This is a genomic window from Pontibacillus marinus BH030004 = DSM 16465, from assembly GCF_000425225.1.
GTDB classification, from domain to species: domain Bacteria; phylum Bacillota; class Bacilli; order Bacillales; family BH030062; genus Pontibacillus; species Pontibacillus marinus.
Map to the genome: position 1 here is coordinate 53,953 of NZ_AULJ01000034.1, position 22,735 is coordinate 76,687.

Consider the following 22,735-nt stretch of genomic DNA (forward strand, 5'->3'; position numbering starts at 1 on the left):
GGAGATATTCATGCGGATATTAATTTTAGGCGGTACTGTGTTTCTAGGACGTCATCTAGTCGAAGCGGCACTAGAGCGAGGGCATGAGGTAACACTATTTAATAGAGGGAAAACAAATCAAGATCTCTTCTCAGATGTTGAGAAATTAACTGGAGATCGAGCGAGTAATCTTGAAAGTCTGAAGGGCCGGGAATGGGATGTGGTGATTGACCCATCAGGATATCTTCCTGGAGTGGTTGCAGAAACAGCCTCATTATTAAAAGATGCTGTTGAGCGCTATATTTTCATTTCTTCCATTTCTGTATACCGTGATTTTCAAGAGCAGTATGTTGATGAAGGCTATCCTGTAGGTGAACTGGAAGATGAATCAGTAACAGAAATTAATGGCGAAACATATGGACCTTTAAAAGCATTATGTGAGAAGACAGTCGAGGACATCATGCCAGGTCAGACGTTGTCTATTCGGCCCGGTTTAATTGTTGGTCCTCATGACCCAAGCGATCGGTTTACATACTGGGTAGAGCGCTTTTCACGTGGTGGCGAGGTTCTTGTTCCAGGTGAAAAAGACCGACCTGTCCAGTGGATTGATGTACGTGACCTCTCACAGTGGATCATTCAAATGGCTGAACAAAAAGAGACGGGTGTTTATAACGCTACAGGTTATGATAAAGAAATGACAATGGGGGAGTTTGTAGAAGTTTTAGGTCAGAATCATGAAGAGGCAAAGCCGGTTTGGGTCGGTGATGCTTGCCTTCTAAAGCATGCTATTAGTCCTTTCACGGAGTTACCTATGTGGATCCCAGTAACAGATCAGCACCCTCACGGATTTATTTTAGCTAGCAACCAGAAAGCGCTTGATAAAGGTCTGAGCTTTCGTCCGCTTTCAGAGACCATTAAAGATACACTAGCTTGGTATCAAACGCGGCTAGACCCCGAGCTTAAAAATGGTTTAGATGCTGAGAAAGAAGCTCTTGTTTTGAAGGATTGTACTTCAACATGATAAAAGCTGTTATTTTTGATTTTGATGGTCTCATTGTGGACACAGAGTCAATCTGGTTTGATGTTTTTCAAGAGATCTTACAAGAATATGGAGTAGACCTATCATTAGAAACTTTTTCAAAGTGTGTAGGATCAACGGATGATGCATTATATGAACATATGGAGATTCATGCAACGAAACCGTTTGATCGTATGGAGATTGATAGAGAAGCTGAAAAACGATATCAAGACTTCGTAGAGGAATTAGTGTTGCGTAATGGTGTGTTAGATTATTTGAAAGAAGCAAAACGGTTAGGAATTCATATTGGGTTAGCATCGAGCTCAGGTATGGATTGGGTAAAGCGTTATTTAACACGTTTTGGGATTTTAAGTTATTTTGATGTGATGTGGACTGGAGATCAAGTTAGTGAAGTGAAGCCAGACCCAGAGCTATATGAGAGAACGATTGATTCTCTTCAGCTACAACCTGAAGAAGCGGTAGTATTTGAGGATTCAGGAAATGGATTATTGGCAGCACGCCGAGCAGGTATCCCTTGTGTTGTTGTACCCAATCGTGTGACCAGGCAGATTTCGTTTGAAGGATACGCTCTGAAACTTTCTTCTATGGAGGAAAAATCATTGAGAGAAGTGCTAGCATATTTGAATAACTAATTAGATTGATGAAGGTCGAGCTATGCTCGACCTTTTATATGGGATCCTCTTCCTGTAAAACAATTATCTTTATACATATTTCCTTTAATCAAGGAGACCATGAATGTAATTCCATCGTTTGACGAACTTGGCTATATACATATAAAATGGTTTCAGTAAGAAAAATTGCACGTATGCAAAAATGGCTCATAGGTAGATCGAGGTGAGATAGATGTACGAAATGTTTACTTCGCTAGACCCAGTTATGCAAGCCTTTATCGGTACCCTATTTACATGGGGAATGACCGCGTTGGGCGCTGGACTAGTATTTTTCACAAAAGGAACAAATCAAAAATTTATGGATAGCACGTTAGCTTTTGCTGGTGGTGTTATGATAGCTGCCAGCTATTGGTCTCTGCTTGCCCCTGCAATTGAAATGGCGGGAGAACGGTCAGGGCCATCTTGGCTACCTGCTACAGTAGGGTTTTTACTAGGTGGCGCATTTTTAATGCTTGTTGACCGTCTTGCGCCTTTATTATATAACAGCCAGTATATGAATGATATTAAGGATAACAAGGCAAAGCGCAGAACAACGCTGCTTATCTTTTCGATTACGTTACACAACATCCCGGAAGGTCTTGCCATTGGTGTTGCATTTGGTGCTTTAGCATCAGGAGCCACTGAAGCGGCATTAGCAAGTGCAGTGGCTTTGGCTCTGGGTATTGGTATTCAAAACTTTCCTGAAGGTTTGGCTGTTTCAATGCCGTTACATCGTGACGGAATGTCAAAAGGAAAAAGCTTTTTCTTCGGTCAATTCTCCGGGATGGTTGAACCAATATCAGCAGTGATTGGCGCATTAGCTGTTATTATGATTAAACCAATTCTTCCTTACGCACTTGCATTTGCTGCAGGCGCTATGATTTTTGTAGTGGCTAAAGAGATCATTCCTGGTTCACAGGAAAAAGGGAATGCTGAACTAGCATCTATCAGCTTGATGATCGGTTTTGCTGTTATGATGACCTTAGATGTAGCATTAGGATAAAATAAAAAAGGTAGATGTCTGCGGAAGCAGGCATCTATCTTTTTTGGTTAATATTACAAATTTTCTTGTTCCGATGTCTCGTTTAGGAGTGAAATGAAGGGGAAAACTGAGAGGAAACTTACAAAAAGGGGAAAGCCGGATGAAATTTTCTTGGAAAGATTCTTTATTTTGGATACGAATAAGAGATAGCTATTGGTTTATGCCAAGTATTTATAGTATATTTTCCATAATAGCAGTCGCAATTACGACGATGGTTGACGTATATTATATTCAAGAAGTAAAACGTTACATACCTGAATTGTTTTTAACAACTCGTAGTACGGCTATGTCACTTTATTCTGCATTGATTACATCTATTTTAACGATGACAACGATTAGTTTTTCGTCTATTATGGTTGTGTTAACCACCTATTCACAGCAATTTTCACCAAGGACACTTCAGGATTTTATGACAGACCAAGTGACTCAAAATGTCTTAGGTGTGTATGTGTTTGGGTTTATCTTTGCGCTACTTAATCTTGTTCTATTAACAGAAAGCAAGACGAAAGTTTTAATTAGCCCGTTTTTTACTGTTATTGTAGCTATCATAACGCTCGGTTTTTTCGTTGTATTTATTCATCACTCATCTCGTTGGGTACAGGTGAATAACTTGATAGGGAAGATACAAGATGAAACCTATAGAGTAATAGGGAAGAAGTTCTCTGAAAAGTCTTATGGCGTTTATGAACAGTGGGATGAAAACGAGGTGAAAAGGATAAAGAACAAAGAACGCCAAATTGTAAAAGTTCAACAATCTGGTTATATTCAACATGTTCAATTTAAGTCATTGATTCAATGGGCGATGGATCAAGACGTGGTTATAGATATCCACTTTCAGGTTGGGGATTACGTAGAAGCTGGTACTCCATTGTTATCATATTACGCCGATAAGAATAAAGATGAAGTTAATGAAAGTTCGTTTCGGAAGTATATTATGATCGGTAAAGAGCGAACAAATCTTCAGGACATTGAATTTGCGATACAGAAGTTGGTTGAAATTGCATTAAGAGCGATTTCACCTGGGATTAATGATCCTCATACTGCAATTAATTGTATTAACCGTATTGGTTCATTACTAGCTGAGTTAGGTCAGGAATATAAAGCTTATCGCTATTATTCAGACCAAGAGGATGAACTTCGCGTTATTTTAGAACCGAAACAATATTTTGAATACCTATATAAAAGCTTCTACCAAATTCGATTATATGGAAAGAATGATGTTTCCGTAATGAATGGTGTCTTAGAGGCCCTTTATAAAATCGCTAAAGTTAATGATGAGAAAGTGCGAGAAGTCATTTGGGATTTTACTTTATATATGATCAAGGCTATTGAAGATGAACAGTATTATTCCTATGATTATGAATTAATTAAACGAATGGCAGATCAGATTGCAGAGGTTTGTGAAAAGGATCCAGATCAAATTCCTCTTACGAATCATACGGAGAGAGGCCGAGTGAATAAGGAGAGCTTATAAAATGGAGTGGAAAAATATATACCGCGGTATGCTTATGGGAACAAGTGACTTGGTTCCAGGTGTAAGCGGTGGAACAATCGCGGTTATTTTAGGTATTTATGATCGACTAATTGAAGCAGTAAATGGGGTGTTTAGTCGAGAATGGAAAAAACATATTGGTTTTTTCATCCCTTTAATTATCGGAATAGGAGCAGCTATCCTACTGTTAAGTCAGGGAATTCATTGGCTACTGAACAATTATAAAACGCCTACATTATTTTTCTTTCTTGGATTAATTATTGGAGTTATTCCATTTTTGTTTAAGCAAGCAGGCTATAAAGAGAACTTTAAGGGGGATCATTATGGCTATATGATCGTGAGCGGTGCTTTAGTAGCTTCGTTGGCTGTTTTCAATCAAGGGGATCCAGAAGCTTGGGGTTCATCCCTTTCTACCTTACAAATGGTGTTGCTATTCTTATCAGGATGGCTAGCGAGTATGGCCATGATCCTTCCGGGGATTAGCGGTTCTTTACTCTTATTGCTCGTTGGCGTGTACCCAACGGTTATCCAAGCGGTAAAGGAACTGCAAATTGGTCGTGTTTTTGTTTTTGGATTAGGTGTCTTGGTTGGTTTAATGATTACGAGTAAGGCTATTCAATGGGTGTTTAAAAGGTATCCATCACACACATATGCGATTATTATTGGACTAGTTTTTGGATCCATAATTGTACTCTATCCAGGGATACCGTCATTAATGTTTCTTAGTGTGATAGCTTTTGTAGGTGGATTATTTGCGGCTTATTTATTAGGGAAAGTTGAACACACATAAAACCAGTACTCATTTTGAGTACTGGTTTTTTTATAATTAAATTAGTAACGGAAAGCTGTTGCGCCAACAATGATTAGCAAGATGAAGAGTACAACGATTAGCACAAAGCTTCCATATCCGCCACCATAGCCTCCGCCATAGCAGCATCCGTATCCACCATATCCGTACATACTCATTTCCCCCCTTTCAAAAGAAACTCTTTTATATCAGGGTAGCTCTTGCTACATGAAACCGATCGATAAGTGTGGGGTAACTTAGTATCCGCCGTATCCTCCACCGAACATAGATGCTCCTACAATAATTAGCAAAATGAACAACACAACAATTAGCGCGAATCCGCCACCGTAACCGTGACTCATCTAAACCCCTCCTTTTCTTTGACTTCACTTATAATGTATGTAGATGTCCCTATTTTGGGTGGGCGATTCCGCATTTATCTTAAAAATGGGCGGGTGTCTTAAAGTGACAAGAATAGAGAACAAAAAAGCTGTCTCTATTGTTAGAGACAGCTTGTAAATAAAGACTTGTTATGCTTTTTCCCAATTTGCTATTAGTTCTACATCTGCTGCAGCGAGTGTTGTGTAAACAGGGCAACGTTCATCTGTGATTCGTTGGAGTTCTTGAACTCGCTCTCGAGATTCACTTGTGTTCACTGTTGCATGAATTTCAACGGTTTGAAAATAAGGACGAATCCCTTCTGTGCCCATAAGACCTCGTGGGTCAAGAGAGCCTTTGATATCGAATGAAATATCTTGTAAGTCAAAATCGATCTCTTTTGCTACCATATTTGCAATAACTGTTTCGCAACCAGCTAATGATCCTAACAGAGTGGATAAGGGGTCTGCACCTTGATCAGTACCTCCCATTGATGCTGGCTCGTCTATAGTGATGGAGTGCTTACCTGCTTCAATGCTCGTTTTCATACCATTTGAATTAGAAGTGATTTGAAATGTTTGTTCAGCCATAGTGTATTGCCTCCTTTTACTTTGATACTCTTTCATTGTAGTATCATGTAGTAAGAAATGATGTAATCTAAATTACATCATTGATTCAAATTAAGTTCTCAAGATGATTTTTAGCTTTAAAACATTTGCAGCATCCATCGATTGTGTAAAGCATTTTCATTCGAGAATCCCCCCTTAATTTGATGAAAAATGTTAGAGGTGAAGTTAGTGGATAAATTATTAATGCTCTCCCAGATTAGTCTGTTTGATGAGCTTCCTAAAGAAGAACTAATGGTGATTGATGAGATGAGTGAAATGAAACCCCTTAAAAAAGGAACTACAATCCTATCTCCAGAAAATCCAATACAAGCTTTGTTCTTGTTAAAACAGGGACAAGTTAGACTGTACAGAATGAATAGTGAAGGAAGACAGTTTACTGTTGATATACTTGTAGATGGGAATATCTTTGGTGAAACCACTTCAATATCTTTAACGGATGATAAAATATACGCTGAAGCAATGGTAGATACATATGTATGTATATTAAGTCATGAGGACTTTGAATTCTTTATTGAAAAGAATCCTAAAATTGCTTTGAAACTTATAGACATTTTATCCACACGCCTAAAAGAAGTATATAAAATTAGTGAAAAGCTGGCATTAAGTGACGTGAAAAATCGGCTTCTTTATTTACTACTTATGCTTAGTGAAAAAACAGGGCGTCGCAAGGAAGATTGGCAAACTGTCGAGATGCGTCTGACGCATCAAGACTTAGCAAATATGATTGGTTCTACCCGTGAAACAACAAGTGCGATTATTAGCCAGCTCAAGAAAGAAGGCTATTTGAAAAAAGGTAAATGGTTTTCAGTTCACGCAGAGAAAGTAAAGGAACTTTTGGGTGTGTAAGGAGGAATCTCCATCGCACCCAAAAGGAAGAGCTCCAACTACCTAAACCAACGTATAAATGTTTTTGTTAGCTTCGGTACAACTCCAGAAAAGAGTTTATTTCGCCAGTATTGATTACTTGCTTGTTCTATTGCCGCTGTGTGATTAGGATAAGGGTAAATCATCGTAGAGAGATCGCCAACTTTCATTCCTTTGTTTACGGCTAGAATGAGAACCTGCATCCAGTCTCCAACACCTTTACCAATGGCATGGGCACCAACAATATGGCCTTTAGTCGTTGTGATGATTTTCAAGAAACCTTCTGAAGCATGATCTGCTACATAACGGTCTACTTCATCTAAATTCGTTTGATAAATCATGACATCGCCGTGCTCGTTTTGAGCTTCCTCTTGTGTTAATCCCAAGTGAAATACTTCCGGTGATAGATACGTATTCCATGGGATATTTTCGTAGGAAACACTTCGGCGTAGTCCAAATACAGCATTTTGTACAACAGTTTTCCCTTCATGACCTGCGATATGAGTGAAAGGGTAAGAGCCATTCACGTCACCCACAGCAAAAATGTGACTTACTGATGTGCGCATGGTGTCATCTACCTTAATAAAACCCCTTTTATCCATACTCACCCCTGCTTGTTCCAATTGAAGAGTGTCCGTATTGGGAGTACGTCCTGTAGCTAGGAAAATTTGATCGGTTTCAACCACATGAGAATTATTTCCCACGGAATAGTGGACGTAATTTTGTCCCTCATCTCGTGACGTTTTTTCTACTTTCGCATGAGTGATAATTTTCATTTCCCTTTCAAGAATCTCCTGTGCTTTTTTTCGCACATCTTGATCTTCCTTACCAAGTATAGCTGGACCGGCTTCTAATACAGTAACTTCAGAACCTAGTCTTGCAAATGCTTGAGCAAGTTCCAAGCCGATAGGGCCACCACCAATGAATACAAGTTTTTTAGGAAGTTCATCTAAATCGAAAACTGTTTCGTTTGTAATGTATCCCGTCTGGTCTAGTCCTTGGATCGGAGGAACGTTTGGTCTTGATCCAGTAGAAACGACAATTCGTTTTCCATACAAACGGTCACCGCCAACTAACTCAACTTCATGTTCGTTTTGGAAAGAGGCTCCCCCTATGAAAACATCAATCCCAAGGTCCCTAAAACGATCAATACTATCATGCTCTTGGATGTGGGAAATGGATTGTTTTATTCGTTCATTAATAGCTTTCATATCAACAACCCCTGAAGTATGAACACCATAAGCACTTACATTCCGTGCTTGATACACCTCATTCGCAACCTCAATCAATGCTTTTGAAGGCACACAGCCATAATGAAGACAATCCCCACCAAGGTCTTCGCGCTTATCAATAAGGGCAGTCTTGGCACCAAGGGATGCGGCTCCAGCAGCAACTGTTAATCCTCCAGCACCACCACCGACGATAATCAAATCATAGTTTTTCATTAGATCGTCTCCTCTCTAAGATAAAATGCGTTTTGCCTCAAAAAAACGTTGCATTCCCGTAAATAATTCAACTGTAAAAAAAGCTAATGTGGACCACCATAAAAGAGATGGGAACAGCATCATAATGCTAAAAAGTATAAAACCTTCTGATCGCTCGGCTAATCCAGCCTGATAATAAAACGATTTAATCCCTTGCTTTTCCGATACAGCACCTACTGTTAAAAAGATCGTCATTGAAAAGATAATCGAGACACTTAATAACAATAACGGCCACAAAACATCAGGGTGTACAAAAGCTATAGCTAAAATAATAGCGATTTCTACTACCCGATCAAAAGTGATATCCATTACTGTTCCAAAAGGGGAGGGGGTTGTCAGGCGAGCCATCGTGCCATCGACAGCATCAAGAAAGCCAGATATCCATAGAACAATAACAGCTATAATCGGTAGCTTTAAGATATAAAAGCCTCCAGCTGATATTCCGACTAAGAAGGCAATAAATGTTACCTGATTTGGCGTCAGTCCTTTATCTACGAGCCACTTTCCGGTTCTTTCTATTGAGGGTTGTACATATTTTCTAGCGTGTGTGTCTAGCACTTTTATCGACTCCTTATCATTCCGAGAGTCCAAGCCATTTTTTCACTTGGTTACGAAATAGGTAGGTTAAGCTAAGAAGAGTTACAAATATAATGATAGCTACGATTATCATGCTCATATCTCCCGATTCGATGCTTGAGCCAAGGAAGCTGTATGCGAATGTCCCTGGGATAATGCCGATTGTCGCCATCATATAGGAACGAAACCTGACCCGAGCAATTCCAGATATATAACTTAGAACATCAAAGCCTACTAAAGGAATTAATCGCAAAATGAGTACATATAGGAAACCTCTTTCTTGTACTTTTTCATATACTTGATCCGCCCATTTAAAGCTATGAAACTTTAATATCGAATCACCAAAATAACGAGCCATCACATATCCAGTAGCTGCAGCTCCAGTAGCCCCAATTAAAATATAGAAAAAACCAGGAAAGACGCCGTAAGCAATTCCTGCAGCCAACGAGAGGATAGAGGTAGGGAAAAAAACAAAAGGCCCAATAGCATAGATAATAAAAAAGATGAACGGAGACCACCAACCAAAGGATAAGATGAAGTTTTTAATGTTTGATGGTGTAATGTCGAATTCAAACCGAACGATATAGGCTAATGTTAAAAATAAGAGTAAAACTATGATCGGCTTAAGCCATTTTCTGAGGTGTTTCATACACTCATTCCTTTGATTTGAGGTTCGTAAACGAATTGACGCGTTCAGGGTATGCTGTTACGTAAACATTGTCCCCAGTCTTGAGCTCCAATGCACTAGCCACCGTTACATTCCTTTCTAAGGAGGGAAGGGACATCTGATAAAATCGATTCCCATGATAAAATATGCTGTTTTTCACAATACCTTCCCAGCAATACTGACTGGTGTTTGGGTCTTGGGTGGTCACAATTAGCGACTGAACAGGAACGTAATGGTGTTCATCTATAACCATATGATCTCCAAAAAACTCTGCTACAAATGGTGTGGATGGAAACTGATATACTTCATCAGGCTCTCCAATTTGTTGGAAACCTCCATGAAAGATTCCAACCCGATCTCCCATATACATAGCTTCTTCACGGTCATGTGTAATAAATAGAGCTGTTATCTGCTTTTCTTTTAACAAATCTCTTACCCAAGTTCGCATTTCTATACGCAATTGCACATCCAAACTACTGAATGGTTCATCGAGTAAAAGAAGCTTGGGCTGAATAGCTAACGACCGAGCTAACGAAATGCGCTGTTGTTGTCCACCAGACATTTCATGAGGATAGGATCTTTCATATCCTTTTAATCCTACTTGTTGTATAAGCTCTCTCGCTTTTGGGTGACGTTCTTTCTTTTTAATGTTTTGAAAAGCTAGTCCATATGCGACATTTTCTAGAATAGTCATGTGAGGAAATAGCAAAGGTTGTTGAAAAACTAAGCTAATAGGCCGCTTATTGGTTTCCGTGCCTGTCAGATCTTTTTCATTTATGAGTAAACGTCCCTCCGTAAAAGGTTCAAGTCCAGCCAAACAGCGCAATAATGTGGTTTTACCACTTCCTGAAGGGCCGACTATACTCATGATTTCTCCTTTTTCTAGAGAGAGGTCAAGATTTTGAAAAACAGGATCGCTTTGAAAGAATTTTGATACTTGATGGAGTTGAATGCAAGGTGTTGTCATGAGCGAGTCCTCCAAGGCTTTTGGTAAGGTAATAAGAGAAACAATAATTCTATTAGGATATAAAAAAGAAATGGTAGCAAGGCAAACCAAATCGAAAAGGCAGCGAGCACGGTGCTATTCGCTGAGTTTAAAAAGGGAAAGAAAACCAATGCTAATGTCACGACATTCCCGCCACCAATGATAGCTGTTATGACATACTGACTAAGACTAATCACAAAAGTTAGAAAAATCGTACTCCGAATTGCAGGTTTCAATAAAGGAAGGTCAATTGATAAAAAACGTTGCCAAGGGTCTGGGCCTAAAACGTAAGCCTGTTCTAAAATGGCTGTTCCTAAAGAGGTATAACCATTCCTCAATATTTTTACGGCGTAAGGAATAGTAGGAACTAGGTGAATCAGTACCACTCCAACCCACGTATCCGCTATGCCCAGGCGAATCATAGCGATATGAACCCCAATTGTGATAGCAAGCAAAGGGATAATAATAGGAAAAAGGATAAGTGCTTCTAACAATGACTTTCCCTTAAAATCGTAAAATGCTAATGCATATCCAGCCGTTAGACCAACGATTAAGTTGAGTATAACCACGATAGCTCCAATTCCGAGCGATACGAAAGTAGCTTGTATAAGTTGATTTTCTGAAAAAAGCGTGACCCAACCCTGCATTGTGAAATGGGCATGTAGGTGAGTTTCGTACCGCATTGGTAAGGTGAAACTCTTATATAATAAGAACAGTACAGGGAAGAGGAATAGGATCGATATATAGACCCAGAACTGAATTTGTTTGTGTCGTAGTGTTTTCATCATCTTATCGTTTTCCTTTCGTTAACAACCAACGCTTGCGATTTGTGATAGCATACAGTCCCCAGGACACAATACCAATCAGTATGCTCGTGGAAATCATCGCTGCAAAAGCTAAAGGACGCTCACTCCAATCCCCAGCATAAAACCAATCGTACGTTAAGATTGAAATCATCTCAGGAAATGTAGCCCCAAGTAAATAAGGCACTTCATAAGCACTTAATATAAAAGCAAATAGAATAACTCCTGATTCAAGCAAAATAGGAGAAACCCATGGCCACTCAGCATCTTTAAAAGCTGCCCAGCGACCTCCACCAAGTGTCCGCACCAAGTCTTTATACTGATGATTTTTTTGTACATAAACAGGTAACAGCATTAAGACTACGAAAGGAACTTCTTTTCCGATATAAGTGAGGATCATCCCAATCCCATTTTGATCATTGGTTAGGATAGGGAAGGACTCACGACTTTCGATAATTCCTAGATGGTGGAACATATATGAAAACAAACCACTTTGTTCAAAGAGTAATAAAACGATATATCCCCAAACAAAATGGGGGAATAACATCGGTAGCCATACGCTTAACTTTCCGGGCAATCGATTAATCACAGGGTAAAAAGTTCGTGTGAGTAAAAGGCCTATCACTAATGAAACCCCCGTAGCAATAAAGGTGATACGTAGGCTGTAAAATAAAGAGGACCAAAATGTCTCCTTTTGAAATAACTCTTGATAAGTTTGAAGAGATAGACTTCCCTGATGGATTAAACTACTCCATAGAGCTGAAAATAGCCCGTAAGCAGGTAATAATAAAAACAGGAATACCGGGAGTAAGAGGAGCCAAATCTTAGTCGTTCCGGATGACTTCATTTTTCCAATTCTCCTTTAACCACTCTACATAGGCAGAATCAGCCTCAGGTAAAAAGCTTTCCTCTAGTTTTTTACCTGGTAAGACGGTCTTACCACGATCAAGAGATTGGAATTTTTCTTGATCCTCGGCTGATAATTTATCGATACTAATGGGCGTATTGTCCCCCCAATAAGTAGGGTTGAGCTTTTTCAGTTGTGCATTTGGTGATAATAAGAAGTTGATGGCTGTCAAGGCACCTTCCTTGTTTGGGCTGTTGTATGGAATTGCAAGGAAGTGCGTGTTTCCGATTGATCCCGACTCCATAACGAAAGAGCGAGTTGACTCAGGAAAAACGCCATCTTCAATCATGTGCTCAGCTCTAGCTTCGTTATACCCCATGGTCATCCATACGTCTCCATTGCTATATAAGCGATCGAGTTCGGATAACGTAGAAGGATAATGCTTTCCCTCACGCCATAAATGAGGTTCGATTTCATTTAGATAGGACCACATTTCTTGAGAATGTTTTGTGGCATGTTGTTTAGAAAAAGGTTCTTCAATAATGCTTTCAGGACTGTCAGCGGATTGATAGAGTAAGTGCCTTAAAAATGCGTTTCCTGAAAAATCATCAGGGTTGGGGTAAGTGAACTTCCCAGGGTTGTCTTTCACCCAGGCTTTTAGTTCCTCAAATGATTTAGGAGGCTCTTCGATTTTGTTGCTATTGTATTGAAAAACGAACTGTACCTTACCCCAAGGTGCTTCATAACCATCCACAGCTGTTCCGAAGTCATATTGAAAAGCTAAACTTTCTTGGTCGTAGTATTTTTTGAAATTGGGGAGTTGATCACGAAATGGACGATAAAGTAACTCGTTGTTCTTTGCGTTTTTAAAATTTTCACCATTGATCCATATAACATCAATCGTTCCTTCTTGTTTACCGGCTCTTTTTTCTGAATGGAGTTTTTGTAATATATTTTGCGTATCCATAGGCGTTCTATTTAAAGTAATGTTGTATTGTTCTTTTAGCTTAGGAGCGACCCATTCATCAATATAGCGGTTAATCCCTTCATCTCCACCCCACATGTGAATGTTTACCGTAGTAGAGTCTGCTTTTTGAGTGATGTCAGACCAAGATGTATGTTGAAAATCAATAGATTGAGTGTTTGGATTATTACTTTGACCACATGCGGTTAACAAAAGTATGATTAGCATAAATAAAGAATACTTTTTCATATAAAGCCCTCCTAATGACTTCATTATACAAGTACTGAAGTGATTTATAATGTAATCCAACTTACACAATGTGTTTTCGTTCCATGTTATGATATGTTTAAATATAGTAAGGTAAGACTTAAGAGGAGGCTAGGACCATGGAAATGATTCATGATACAGCAACGTTTCAAAACACAATTAACAGCGAAAAACCTGTTATGATAAAGTTCTCAGCAAACTGGTGCCCGGACTGTAAGCGTATGGATATGTTCATCGGGGATATCTTAGAAGAATACAGTGGTTATCAGTGGTTCGAAGTTAACCGTGATGAACTTCCTGAAATCGCACAAGAGTATGATGTAATGGGAATCCCAAGTATCCTAATCTTCCAAAACGGTGCAAAGATTGCTCATTTACACAGTGCAAACGCGAAAACACCTGAAGAAGTACAAGAATTTTTAGTTACATCCCTATAAAATGATGAAAAAAATGCGTGCTCCCAATAGAAGGGGCACGCATTTTTTAATCATCGGATAAAATTTTTACAAGGCGTAATAAATCTAAGAATAGATTAAGAAAATCTAAGTAAAGATTTAACGCAAGTAATGGAATATCTTTTTCATCATGATAACCGTGTTTGATTTTGTTAATGTCATAGATAATAAATCCTGAGAATATCAGAATACTAATGATCGTGATGACTAGAATAGCCATTCCACCCAAGTTAAAGATCATATGGATGATCCAAACGAGGATAAGCGCTAGAAGTGCACTCATTAGTATGCTGCCCATAAAGCTTAAGTCACGTTTTGTCTTCCAAGCATAAATGGAGAGTACTGTGAAAATAACAGCCGTTACGCCGAATACAACGAGTACAGTATATGCTCCAATTGAACTAACGTAGTAGGACATCACAGGAAATAACGTTAAGCCTGATATAAAGGTGAAAAAGAACAGGAATGAGTAGCTGATCTTTTTGGCTTTACGCACAAAGAATACGACAATAAGTAATATAAATTCTACTATAATAAGCGGTAAAAAGAGAGCAGGTGGAACCCATTGGCCAGCGAACAAGCCAATCAATGCAAATCCAATGGAGATCGCAAAGGTTCTTAGCACCGCGGCTAATAATTCACCTTTTTGCATAAGAATCCTCCTTCATCAAACTCTCCATAGTATAGTAGATTTTTTAACGTTTTGTCGAATTTATTCACGGGTTTGGCCGTCCACTTAAATGGACCCTCAATCATGTTACTAAAAATGTTTTAGAAGATAAGCCCAATTATTTCTCTTTAACTGTTGGCAGAAGTATATTGAAATTTCGTTTCAACTCGTGAAGTAATCTCGATTTGGCCTGGTTCGACTTGAGTAGATGCTGAACTTACGGCTTCAGCCTGTTTAAATGTCTGAGGAGTTACGGTTCCTTGAGGGAGTTCTTCGACAATTTGTGTTGGTGTTGGATCCAGGTTCAAGTTCATTTGATTCGCAATGGTCTGTGCTTTTGATACTGCATTCTCTAAAGCTCGGTTTAGTGCCCGCTTGTAATATTGTTGAGGATTATCAATCGTAAACTCAATATTCGACACGCGGTTCGCCCCGTTTTGAACAGCTGTATCGATCACTTTTCCCGTTTGGCTCAGATCTTTTATCGTCACTTGGATCGTATGCGTTACCTGATAACCTCGAAATTCTTGTTTTCCGTCCACATAGTCATATTGAGGGTAAATAAAATAGTCTACAGTTTGAATATCTTCGCGTGGAATGCCCATTTGTACAAGAGAGTCAATCACTTTATTTAACGTTTGCGCATTATCTTGTTGAGCTTTCGTTAATTCTTCATCCTGCGTTTCAACACCGAGGTTGATTTTAGCCACATTTGGTTGGGCAGATACAGAACCGACTCCGGTAACAGTCATAACACGTTTTTTCTCATTTTCCGGTTGGTTCCTTACAGGATTGGGTGCAGGAGAAGGGTAGGGCGGATAATACATATTGATTCCACCTTTCATGAATTAGTCGCTACTACTTATTTCATGAAAGGAGATTCCTCATTATGCTTGATCTTTTAAAAAACGGGAAAAAAAGATACAGATATGATAAAGGAGCTTCTGATCAAACGGCTGAATTAGCAGGTGATCAAATTCGCTCCTTTTTAGAACAAGCAGGCTTTGAATATGTACGTGTACACCATCGTCCTGGTAAGCCAAATAAAACAACATGTGTGGTAGGTAGTGCTCCTTAATAGAGACGATTTGAATAAGAGTTGTCGAGAGAGGACTGTACCTTTTGTTCATCCATGTTTAACCCTTTCGCATGCGCAGCCATCATTTTAGCAGGTTTGGGGCGTTCATCCTCTTTTAACCATGAGTTAGGGTTCCATAGCTCAGAACGAATGAATGCTTTGGCACAATGAATAAAACACTCCTCAACTTCAACCGCAATGCCGAGGGATGGTGTATGCCCCTTTGCTTTCATCTTTTTTAGGATATCTTCGTCTTGAATAAGACGCGCTGTACCGTTAATACGTAGTGTTTCACGAGTTCCTGGTATCATAAAAATAATGCCGATGTGAGGGTTTTCTAAAATGTTTCGCATAGAATCAACTCGCTTATTTCCAGGGCGTTCTGGGATAACAAGGTGCTTTTGGTCATGAATATAGACGAAACCAGGTTGATCTCCTCTAGGCGATACATCACAAGTTCCATTACCAGCAGAGGTAGCTAGTGTGAGAAAAGGAGAGAGTGCGATAAACTCCTTGCAGTTCTCATCAATAAAATCGATTACCTTATTAGAGGCCAGTTTACTTGGAGTACCCACTAACTTTTCTAATTCTTCTACGGTTTGTATTGAGTGTTGAAAAGGTTGCATGTTGTTCCTCCTTCGCTAATGGTAGGATTATCCTCTTTCATATATGTTACAGTAAAAGGAAAGGAGGGACGAGTATGGATATTAAAATCTCGAAAGATGATAAAGAACAAATCATCGCTCAGATCCAAGCTTATTTTGAAATGGAACGTGGTGAAGAGCTTGGGATGATCGGAGCTGAACAGTTTTATCATTATTTTGTAAAAGAAATTGGTCCTTACATATACAATCAAGGCGTAAGAGATGCGAAGAAAATGGTCGATGAAAAGATGATGAATATCGATGAGGATATTACATCTTTAGAAAAAACAATCTATGTGCAGCGCGAACGGTAGAGTCCTAGTGACCTGCCGTTTTTTAATGCTATTTGTCCGCGTTATGTAATCTATATTCGATGCTCTTTCACAAATTGACTCGGAGTTTTCCCATACATCTTTTTAAATGAACGATTAAATGTACTAATCGATTGATATCCAACCATAAACGCAACGTTAGTAATATCATAAGAACCACTTAACAAGATTTGTGTTGCTTTTTCTAAACGGGTCTTGTGTAAATAAGCCATGGGGGTAATACCTACGCTTTGATTAAATATTCGATGTAGATGGTATTTACTGATATTTAAATGATGTGCCATGCTTTCTAGAGTTAAGTTTTCGTCATAACAATCCTCAATAAGATTTTTGACTTCTTTAATAAAAGGGGCAGAGCCATAGGCATGCTCCTTTTTACATGCATGCCATATCTCGGAGTGTGATCCACTCATTTGGTCCAGTATAACGGAAGTGAACGCTTCTTCCAGGTTCATTGCTGCATCCACACCATCGAATGAAGCGGTTTGAAATATGGACTTTGCTTCTTTTAAAAGCGCTTGCGAATTCTTCTGGACAGGGGAGAAGTCGATTGTGTGAAGGTCTTCGCCTGTATGGGTTTTATAAGCTTTCTTCATTATTTCCTCATTAAAGCTGATCAACATGATTTCTTTTCTGTCTTGCTGTGCTTCGTGCTGATGAATATCATCTGGGGGAACTAAAAGAGATTGGTTGTGTTCAAGCTTTTGAGTTCTGTGATTATGAAAAGTAAGAAGATCTCCAGATAGAGGAACGCTGAGCTGAAAATGGTCATGCGTATGGGTTTCATCAGCTTCGCCTTTTTGTAAATCAAACATTAATACACCTGTGTGCTTCATATCGAGTCGCATTTCCATTTCGAGTTCCTCCTTTCGCAATATATGCACATCATCAAGCAATATTTGAAGAGAGTTTCAAGTGTGATCTCCGCTAAACTGTTCTTATTCCGTTAAAGAACAGGAGAGATGCATCATGAAGTCATATCTTATGAAATTCCCTCAAGTAGTGTGGATTCAAGCAGTCGGGCATGCGTTGACATCCTTTGTATCCATTATCCTCTTACCATTTCTCACATTATATTTGTATGATCAACTCAGTGAAAATATCGTTTTGACCACTTTGATCGTTGGTGTTCAGCCTTTCACAGAAATCTTATTTACCATACTCTTTGGAGGGTGGATTGACCGATTGGGTAGACGCCCTGTTATGTTAGGCTCTCTCCTTTTCCAAGTGATTGCTATTGGCGGGTTCGCTTTTGCTAGTCATGTATGGCTTTTTGTCCTGTTCACCTTTATAAACGGGGTTGGGCGGTTTGTTTATATTCCAGCAGCAAGAGCCCAAATAGCTGATACAGTCTCACAAAACAAGCAGGCTGAAACGTTTGCCCTTTTGAGTACAGCGTCGAGTATTGGTGCTCTAGGAGGTCCTGCTATTGGAGCTTTCTTGTTTAAAGTCAATCAGGAAATCCTCTTTATAACGATGGCAACGTTTATCTTGATTTACTTGTTGGCGGGCTTAAAACTCTTACCAGAATCGAATCCAAGAGCTTCGGCTACTTCTTCATACAATTTAAAGAGTAGAGATTACAAAATGCTTGGTTGGTTGATGATCGGAATGTTGCCAATAAGCTTATTTCATGCGCAAATGGAGACAAATTGGCCGGTATTCCTAAAGGAAACTGTAACAAACTATCTCGTTGTCTTTTCGGTGCTTGAGACGATCGGTACAATCGTATTTATATTATTTGAGGTGATCCTCGTTAATCGAACGAGTCAATTTTCAAGATTCCGTGTCATTCAAACTGGATACATCCTCTATGCTTTATCATCACTCGGTTTTGGATTTTTCAACCATATTGTAGGCTTCATTGTATCACAGGTTTTGTTCTGTTTGGGGGCTATTTTAACGCTTAACCATATACAAACCTTTATAAGTACACTTGCTCCTGAGGATCATAAAGGGAGATATTTCGCTTTATTTGGTTTGCATTGGGATATCTCTCGCTCGGTTGGGCCCTTCTTAGGTGGAACGGTCTTGGCTGGTATAGGGGGAGAGGGGTTATATGTTACTGTATTCCTTCTTATCGTTTTAGGTGTAGGGAGCCAAATAAGGTTAATTCGGTCTATAGAATCAAAAGAAAAAATAAGACTTGATGTGACATCCTAAAATGATTAACATAGATTCATTACTATAAAAGGAGCATCTTTCATGATTCGAATAGCAACTAAAGACGATCTAGAAGATATTTTATTCATCTATAATGATGCAGTGGTAAACACCACAGCTGTTTATGATTATGAACCCTATACGTACGAAAACCGTGTTCAATGGTTTGAGAAAAAACAAAACGCTAATGTACCCATTTTGGTTTTTGAAGAAGGAGGAGAAGTGTGTGGTTTTGCTACGTACGGTTCTTTCAGAGATTGGCCAGCCTACCAATATACAGTGGAACATTCTGTATATGTAAACCCTAAACATGGTGGTAAAGGGATCGGTGGCAGGTTACTAAAAGAGGTAATAAAAGCCGCTAAACAAGATGGTTATATCACCATGGTTGCGGGGATTGATGGTACGAACAAAGGAAGTATAGCCTTGCATGAAAAAGTAGGATTCACATATAGTGGGACCATTCAAAAAGCCGGTTATAAATTCGATAGATGGTTGGACTTAGCATTTTATCAAATTGATTTAGAGACAGTGAACATGTAAATTGGAAACATTTACTTCATTAGGGGTAGCGTTCTTTTTGATAAACTCTATTTAACAGCTAATGAATAGGGTGTAAAACATGTTCGTGAAGAACTTCATTTATAAGCTAAGAGACAGTGAAAAGTTTTATTTACTTAATTTTGTCTTTATATTAATAGGTTTAGTGTCATCTATGATTCTTACAAGTGAATCCATCATATGGGGACAGCGATTCATTATCTTTTGGATAGGGTTATTGGTCTACGTGACAGTCTTTTTGGGAGTGGATCCAATGATTAAAGGAATCGGGTTAACTCTATTACCGATGGGAGTCACAGCCTTATTTGTACAAATACTCGAGTATGTTCCTGTGAACGTTTATAATAAGTGGCTAGAGGTGGATACGGTAAAAGGTGGTGGCCCTGTCAGCTTATTTTTCTACATTATGTTATTTATAGTTCTAAAGGTATTTAAAGTTGAACCCTATATGCTCATGTTGGCGAGGGAGCAACAAAATAAGTAAATAAAAAAGCTTGAGGTCATCCATGTAAGTGAGGAGCCTCAAGCTTTTTTTATTTCGTTCTTAATAACCTTAGTCCATTCAACGTTACAATTAGGGTCGCGCCCATGTCTGCAAAAATAGCGATCCATAATGTCAGCCAACCAGGTATAACAAGTAACAATGCCAGTAGCTTCACGATCAGGGCAAAGCTAATGTTTTGTTTAATCACTCGTAATGCTTTGCGGCTGAGGCGGATGGTAAATGGAAGCTTATCGAGGTCATCGGCCATTAGTGCAATATCAGCTGTTTCAAGAGCTGTATCAGTTCCTGCTCCGCCCATAGCTACACCCACGGTTGATGTTGCTAGAGCAGGTGCGTCATTTACCCCGTCTCCAACCATTGCTACCGGTCCAACATTTTTCTCATAATGCTTAATCCATTCGAGTTTTTGTTGAGGGAGGAGTTCTGCTTTGACCTCTTTCACACCAGACTCTTCACCCAGTGATTTTGCGGTAAGGTGATGATCACCTGTTAACATTACGGTTTCTTTGATCCCTAGGTTATGAATAGTTGATAAAATATTGGTCGCTTGGTCACGTAGCTCATCACGGACTGCAAGAACCAGGTCAATTTCACGTGATGTACCTGCGACCATAACGGTTTTTCCCTGTTTCTGTAACGATTCAACAAGTTCAAGAATGTTGTGTGGAACATCCATGGAAAGGTCTTTAGTAAATAGTGTGAGGGAGCCTACGTAATACGTTTCTCCATCGAACTCTCCAGAGATCCCTTTTCCTGTAATGGATTGAAACTCCACAACTTCTTTAGGAACAATCGCTTCTTCTTGAGTTCTCTTCAAAATAGCTGATGCAAGAGGGTGCTGTGATTTCACTTCTAATCCTGCAACTTGAGCTAAAACTTTTGAGCGGTTATTATCGGAAACGAATTTTAGGTCCGTAACTTCTGGAACTCCCTTTGTTAGCGTGCCGGTTTTATCAAACGCAACGGCTTTAATTCTCGCAACTTGTTCTAGATAGATTCCGCCTTTAACAAGCACGCCATTACGAGCAGCATTACCTATTGCAGTTACAATCGAAACTGGCGTAGAGATAACGAGCGCACAAGGACACCCGACAACGAGAACGGCTAACCCTTGATATACCCAAGTAGACCAAGAAGCACCGCCGAGTAGTGGAGGTAATATGGCTACCAGAAAAGCGACAGCGATAATCGCTGGTGTATAGTATTTCGCAAATTGATCCACAAACTTTTGAGAAGGTGCTCGTTCAGCTTGAGCTTCTTCAACAAGGTGAATGATCTTTGCAATAGTAGTATCTTCAACGTGTTTTGTAACCTCAATTTCCAAGAACCCTTCTGTATTCAGTGTTCCGGCAAAAGCTTCGTTACCCTCTGTCTTTTCAACAGGCACAGATTCTCCAGTAATAGCAGCTTGATTAACTGAGGAGCGCCCATTTTTTACAATACCATCCATAGCAATTTTCTCGCCTGGTTTAACAAGCATGATATCCCCAATTTGTATATCCTCAACGTCTACGGTCAATTCATTCTGACCGCGTCTTATTGTTGCGGTTTTAGGAGCAATGTCCATGAGTGATCGAATAGAAGAGCGAGCTTTATCCATGGAATAAGCTTCGAGTGCTTCACTAATCGCAAATAAAACAACTACTACTGCAGCTTCTCCCCATTCTCCTATGATTGAAGCACCAATGATGGCAATCGTCATCAAGGTGCGCATATCAAATTCAAGGCGAAGCAGGTTCTTGACCCCAGTCTTAAAGAGGGGAATACCTGCTGCAAGAATCGCACCGATGAAGAAACCAATGGTAGCACCATCATGTTCACCAACTGTAAAAGAAGAGGTGTATCCACAAATTATTAGAAGAACAGCAAATATTTCTTGCCAATATCGCTTGAAGAAAGGTTTCTTAGGTGTCTCTTCTTTCTTTTCTCCTTCAGGTCTTACCGATAAATTTTCAAAGGCGCCTGCTTTTTCTAAATCCTCCACGGTCGTTTCACCGTAGACAGAAATTTTCGAAGCGCCGAAATTAATTTGAGCATCTTTCACACCATCCAGGTGCTTAACGTTCGTTTCGAACTTTTTGGCACAGTTCGCTCAAGTGAGACCTTCAATACGATAAATTTCTTTTTCTTGTGCTGTATCAGCTTGATTCGTCGTCACGATGCTTCACCTCCTTTTGGTGCGTAAAGGCAAGTTGAACGATTTGCTTTACGTGATCATCGTCTAAGGAATAGTATGCGAGTTTTCCTTGTTTTCGATAACGCGCCAATCCCAATTTACGTAAATGGCGTAAGTGATGAGAAGCAGTTGCTGTTGATGAACCTACAATATTCGCTACATCACATACGCAAAGTTCCTCCTCTTGTAAAAGGGCGTATGCTATCGTGAGACGCGTTCCGTCAGATAGTGCTTTGAATATTTGCGCTACACTTAGCGGCTCTTGATTTTGTAAGGATTCTTTAACGCGATTCACCGTATCTTCATGGACACAGGTGACATCGCAAGTATCTTTAGCCATCCATTTTCCTCCATCATTCAAATGATCGTTTGAGTATACTTTATTCAAATGAGTGTTTGAATGTCAATGATAGGAGGGTATCTTTTTTATATTTGATATGAAAATTATTCAGTATTATGGCAGTAATCTGGAATAAAGCGTAGAGAGGTTCCGTTGCCAAATAGAGAGCGGGCGGGCTGGGAAATGGGTTGCTTTCCTGCGGACGAACTATCGAGCCTCCTCATCCGCTATTCGCTCCTTGCGGGGTCTCGCTAGCCCGTTTTTCCGCTGGAGTCAACCCATTTCCCAGCCCACCTTAGCCGAATGGTGAATAACGGAACCGCAGCTATCGTAAGGTTTTCTGATGTAGATTATGGGG

28 protein-coding genes are annotated in these 22,735 nt (G+C 39.5%); 12 read left to right on the plus strand and 16 right to left on the minus strand.

Features of this window, described 5'->3' with window-relative positions; all coding sequences use genetic code 11:
- Nucleotides 1-10: 10 nt before the first annotated feature.
- The 5 genes from H514_RS0107550 to H514_RS0107570 all read left to right on the plus strand — a co-directional run bounded on the left by H514_RS0107550 (nucleotide 11) and on the right by H514_RS0107570 (nucleotide 4,992).
- Nucleotides 11-1,000: an NAD-dependent epimerase/dehydratase family protein gene (locus tag H514_RS0107550; RefSeq protein ID WP_036842028.1), complete on the plus strand. Its 990-nt coding sequence runs from the start codon at nucleotides 11-13 to the stop codon at nucleotides 998-1,000.
- A complete protein-coding gene (locus H514_RS0107555) occupies nucleotides 997-1,650 on the plus strand; it encodes an HAD family hydrolase (protein WP_036842027.1) in 654 nt (217 codons plus the stop codon). The genes H514_RS0107550 and H514_RS0107555 overlap by 4 nt, the downstream gene beginning before the upstream one ends.
- 211 nt (nucleotides 1,651-1,861) lie before the next feature.
- Nucleotides 1,862-2,671: a ZIP family metal transporter gene (locus H514_RS0107560; protein ID WP_027446414.1), complete on the plus strand. Its 810-nt coding sequence runs from the start codon at nucleotides 1,862-1,864 to the stop codon at nucleotides 2,669-2,671.
- A gap of 139 nt (nucleotides 2,672-2,810) precedes the next feature.
- On the plus strand, nucleotides 2,811-4,184 hold the full coding sequence (locus H514_RS22730; protein ID WP_051255076.1) for a DUF2254 domain-containing protein: 1,374 nt from the start codon (nucleotides 2,811-2,813) through the stop codon (nucleotides 4,182-4,184).
- 1 nt (nucleotide 4,185) lies between these two features.
- Nucleotides 4,186-4,992, plus strand: coding sequence for a DUF368 domain-containing protein (locus tag H514_RS0107570; protein ID WP_027446415.1), 807 nt, complete (start codon nucleotides 4,186-4,188; stop codon nucleotides 4,990-4,992).
- Between the two features lie 41 nt (nucleotides 4,993-5,033).
- Here H514_RS0107570 and H514_RS24275 read toward each other — a convergent pair whose 3' ends face one another.
- The 3 genes from H514_RS24275 to H514_RS0107585 all read right to left on the minus strand — a co-directional run bounded on the left by H514_RS24275 (nucleotide 5,034) and on the right by H514_RS0107585 (nucleotide 5,957).
- Entirely contained in the window at nucleotides 5,034-5,168 is a 135-nt protein-coding gene (locus H514_RS24275) for a YjcZ family sporulation protein (protein WP_027446416.1), read from the minus strand.
- A 78-nt stretch (nucleotides 5,169-5,246) separates the two neighbouring features.
- Entirely contained in the window at nucleotides 5,247-5,351 is a 105-nt protein-coding gene (locus H514_RS24280; RefSeq protein ID WP_081672963.1) for a YjcZ family sporulation protein, read from the minus strand.
- A gap of 168 nt (nucleotides 5,352-5,519) precedes the next feature.
- Entirely contained in the window at nucleotides 5,520-5,957 is a 438-nt protein-coding gene (locus H514_RS0107585) for an OsmC family protein (protein WP_027446417.1), read from the minus strand.
- A 207-nt stretch (nucleotides 5,958-6,164) separates the two neighbouring features.
- Between H514_RS0107585 and H514_RS0107590 the strand changes: the two genes are divergently transcribed.
- On the plus strand, nucleotides 6,165-6,842 hold the full coding sequence (locus H514_RS0107590; protein ID WP_027446418.1) for a Crp/Fnr family transcriptional regulator: 678 nt from the start codon (nucleotides 6,165-6,167) through the stop codon (nucleotides 6,840-6,842).
- A gap of 38 nt (nucleotides 6,843-6,880) precedes the next feature.
- On the opposite strand, the gene H514_RS0107595 is transcribed toward H514_RS0107590, so the two are convergent.
- The 7 genes from H514_RS0107595 to H514_RS0107625 are packed head-to-tail and all read right to left on the minus strand — an operon-like array spanning nucleotide 6,881 to nucleotide 13,435.
- Nucleotides 6,881-8,305, minus strand: coding sequence for a dihydrolipoyl dehydrogenase family protein (locus H514_RS0107595; RefSeq protein ID WP_027446419.1), 1,425 nt, complete (start codon nucleotides 8,303-8,305; stop codon nucleotides 6,881-6,883).
- A 15-nt stretch (nucleotides 8,306-8,320) separates the two neighbouring features.
- Nucleotides 8,321-8,902, minus strand: a complete 582-nt coding sequence (locus H514_RS0107600; protein ID WP_027446420.1) for a CDP-alcohol phosphatidyltransferase family protein — start codon at nucleotides 8,900-8,902, stop codon at nucleotides 8,321-8,323.
- A 16-nt stretch (nucleotides 8,903-8,918) separates the two neighbouring features.
- Nucleotides 8,919-9,569 carry a TVP38/TMEM64 family protein gene (locus H514_RS0107605; RefSeq protein WP_027446421.1) on the minus strand — a complete coding sequence of 217 codons (651 nt, stop codon included), beginning with the start codon at nucleotides 9,567-9,569 and terminating at the stop codon, nucleotides 8,919-8,921.
- A gap of 4 nt (nucleotides 9,570-9,573) precedes the next feature.
- Nucleotides 9,574-10,554, minus strand: a complete 981-nt coding sequence (locus H514_RS22735) for an ABC transporter ATP-binding protein (RefSeq protein WP_051255077.1) — start codon at nucleotides 10,552-10,554, stop codon at nucleotides 9,574-9,576.
- Nucleotides 10,551-11,360 carry an ABC transporter permease gene (locus H514_RS0107615; RefSeq protein ID WP_233422675.1) on the minus strand — a complete coding sequence of 270 codons (810 nt, stop codon included), beginning with the start codon at nucleotides 11,358-11,360 and terminating at the stop codon, nucleotides 10,551-10,553. The genes H514_RS22735 and H514_RS0107615 overlap by 4 nt, the downstream gene beginning before the upstream one ends.
- 1 nt (nucleotide 11,361) lies before the next feature.
- Nucleotides 11,362-12,222 (minus strand): ABC transporter permease, encoded by an 861-nt coding sequence (locus H514_RS0107620; protein WP_027446423.1) that lies wholly within the window; start codon nucleotides 12,220-12,222, stop codon nucleotides 11,362-11,364.
- Nucleotides 12,200-13,435: an ABC transporter substrate-binding protein gene (locus H514_RS0107625; protein ID WP_027446424.1), complete on the minus strand. Its 1,236-nt coding sequence runs from the start codon at nucleotides 13,433-13,435 to the stop codon at nucleotides 12,200-12,202. Before H514_RS0107625 ends, H514_RS0107620 begins: the two co-directional genes overlap by 23 nt.
- A gap of 137 nt (nucleotides 13,436-13,572) precedes the next feature.
- Here H514_RS0107625 and H514_RS0107630 point away from each other — a divergent pair, with 137 nt between their 5' ends.
- On the plus strand, nucleotides 13,573-13,890 hold the full coding sequence (locus tag H514_RS0107630; RefSeq protein ID WP_027446425.1) for a thioredoxin family protein: 318 nt from the start codon (nucleotides 13,573-13,575) through the stop codon (nucleotides 13,888-13,890).
- Nucleotides 13,891-13,936: 46 nt separating this feature from the next.
- On the opposite strand, the gene H514_RS0107635 is transcribed toward H514_RS0107630, so the two are convergent.
- Nucleotides 13,937-14,560, minus strand: coding sequence for a Bax inhibitor-1/YccA family protein (locus tag H514_RS0107635; protein WP_027446426.1), 624 nt, complete (start codon nucleotides 14,558-14,560; stop codon nucleotides 13,937-13,939).
- A 146-nt stretch (nucleotides 14,561-14,706) separates the two neighbouring features.
- A complete protein-coding gene (locus H514_RS0107640; protein WP_027446427.1) occupies nucleotides 14,707-15,405 on the minus strand; it encodes an SIMPL domain-containing protein in 699 nt (232 codons plus the stop codon).
- Nucleotides 15,406-15,467: 62 nt separating this feature from the next.
- Here H514_RS0107640 and H514_RS0107645 point away from each other — a divergent pair, with 62 nt between their 5' ends.
- Entirely contained in the window at nucleotides 15,468-15,656 is a 189-nt protein-coding gene (locus H514_RS0107645) for a hypothetical protein (RefSeq protein ID WP_027446428.1), read from the plus strand.
- Here H514_RS0107645 and H514_RS0107650 read toward each other — a convergent pair.
- A complete protein-coding gene (locus H514_RS0107650) occupies nucleotides 15,653-16,282 on the minus strand; it encodes a pyridoxamine 5'-phosphate oxidase family protein (RefSeq protein WP_027446429.1) in 630 nt (209 codons plus the stop codon). The genes H514_RS0107645 and H514_RS0107650 overlap by 4 nt on opposite strands.
- 74 nt (nucleotides 16,283-16,356) lie before the next feature.
- Between H514_RS0107650 and H514_RS0107655 the strand changes: the two genes are divergently transcribed.
- Nucleotides 16,357-16,614 carry a DUF2164 domain-containing protein gene (locus H514_RS0107655; RefSeq protein ID WP_036842026.1) on the plus strand — a complete coding sequence of 86 codons (258 nt, stop codon included), beginning with the start codon at nucleotides 16,357-16,359 and terminating at the stop codon, nucleotides 16,612-16,614.
- 50 nt (nucleotides 16,615-16,664) lie between these two features.
- Here the strand turns inward: H514_RS0107655 and H514_RS23965 are convergent, their stop codons facing one another.
- Nucleotides 16,665-17,486, minus strand: coding sequence for an AraC family transcriptional regulator (locus tag H514_RS23965; RefSeq protein ID WP_051255078.1), 822 nt, complete (start codon nucleotides 17,484-17,486; stop codon nucleotides 16,665-16,667).
- 115 nt (nucleotides 17,487-17,601) lie between these two features.
- Between H514_RS23965 and H514_RS0107665 the strand changes: the two genes are divergently transcribed.
- The 3 genes from H514_RS0107665 (at nucleotide 17,602) to H514_RS0107675 (ending at nucleotide 19,840) form a co-directional block, all read left to right on the plus strand.
- Nucleotides 17,602-18,795 carry an MDR family MFS transporter gene (locus H514_RS0107665; RefSeq protein WP_027446431.1) on the plus strand — a complete coding sequence of 398 codons (1,194 nt, stop codon included), beginning with the start codon at nucleotides 17,602-17,604 and terminating at the stop codon, nucleotides 18,793-18,795.
- Nucleotides 18,796-18,837: 42 nt separating this feature from the next.
- Nucleotides 18,838-19,338, plus strand: a complete 501-nt coding sequence (locus tag H514_RS0107670) for a GNAT family N-acetyltransferase (protein ID WP_027446432.1) — start codon at nucleotides 18,838-18,840, stop codon at nucleotides 19,336-19,338.
- Nucleotides 19,339-19,417: 79 nt separating this feature from the next.
- Complete coding sequence (locus tag H514_RS0107675) at nucleotides 19,418-19,840, plus strand: hypothetical protein (RefSeq protein ID WP_027446433.1); 423 nt, start codon at nucleotides 19,418-19,420, stop codon at nucleotides 19,838-19,840.
- Between the two features lie 49 nt (nucleotides 19,841-19,889).
- Here the strand turns inward: H514_RS0107675 and H514_RS22745 are convergent, their stop codons facing one another.
- Nucleotides 19,890-22,019: a heavy metal translocating P-type ATPase gene (locus tag H514_RS22745; protein WP_081672965.1), complete on the minus strand. Its 2,130-nt coding sequence runs from the start codon at nucleotides 22,017-22,019 to the stop codon at nucleotides 19,890-19,892.
- Entirely contained in the window at nucleotides 22,000-22,377 is a 378-nt protein-coding gene (locus tag H514_RS0107685; protein WP_027446434.1) for an ArsR/SmtB family transcription factor, read from the minus strand. The genes H514_RS22745 and H514_RS0107685 overlap by 20 nt, the downstream gene beginning before the upstream one ends.
- Nucleotides 22,378-22,735 lie beyond the last annotated feature (358 nt).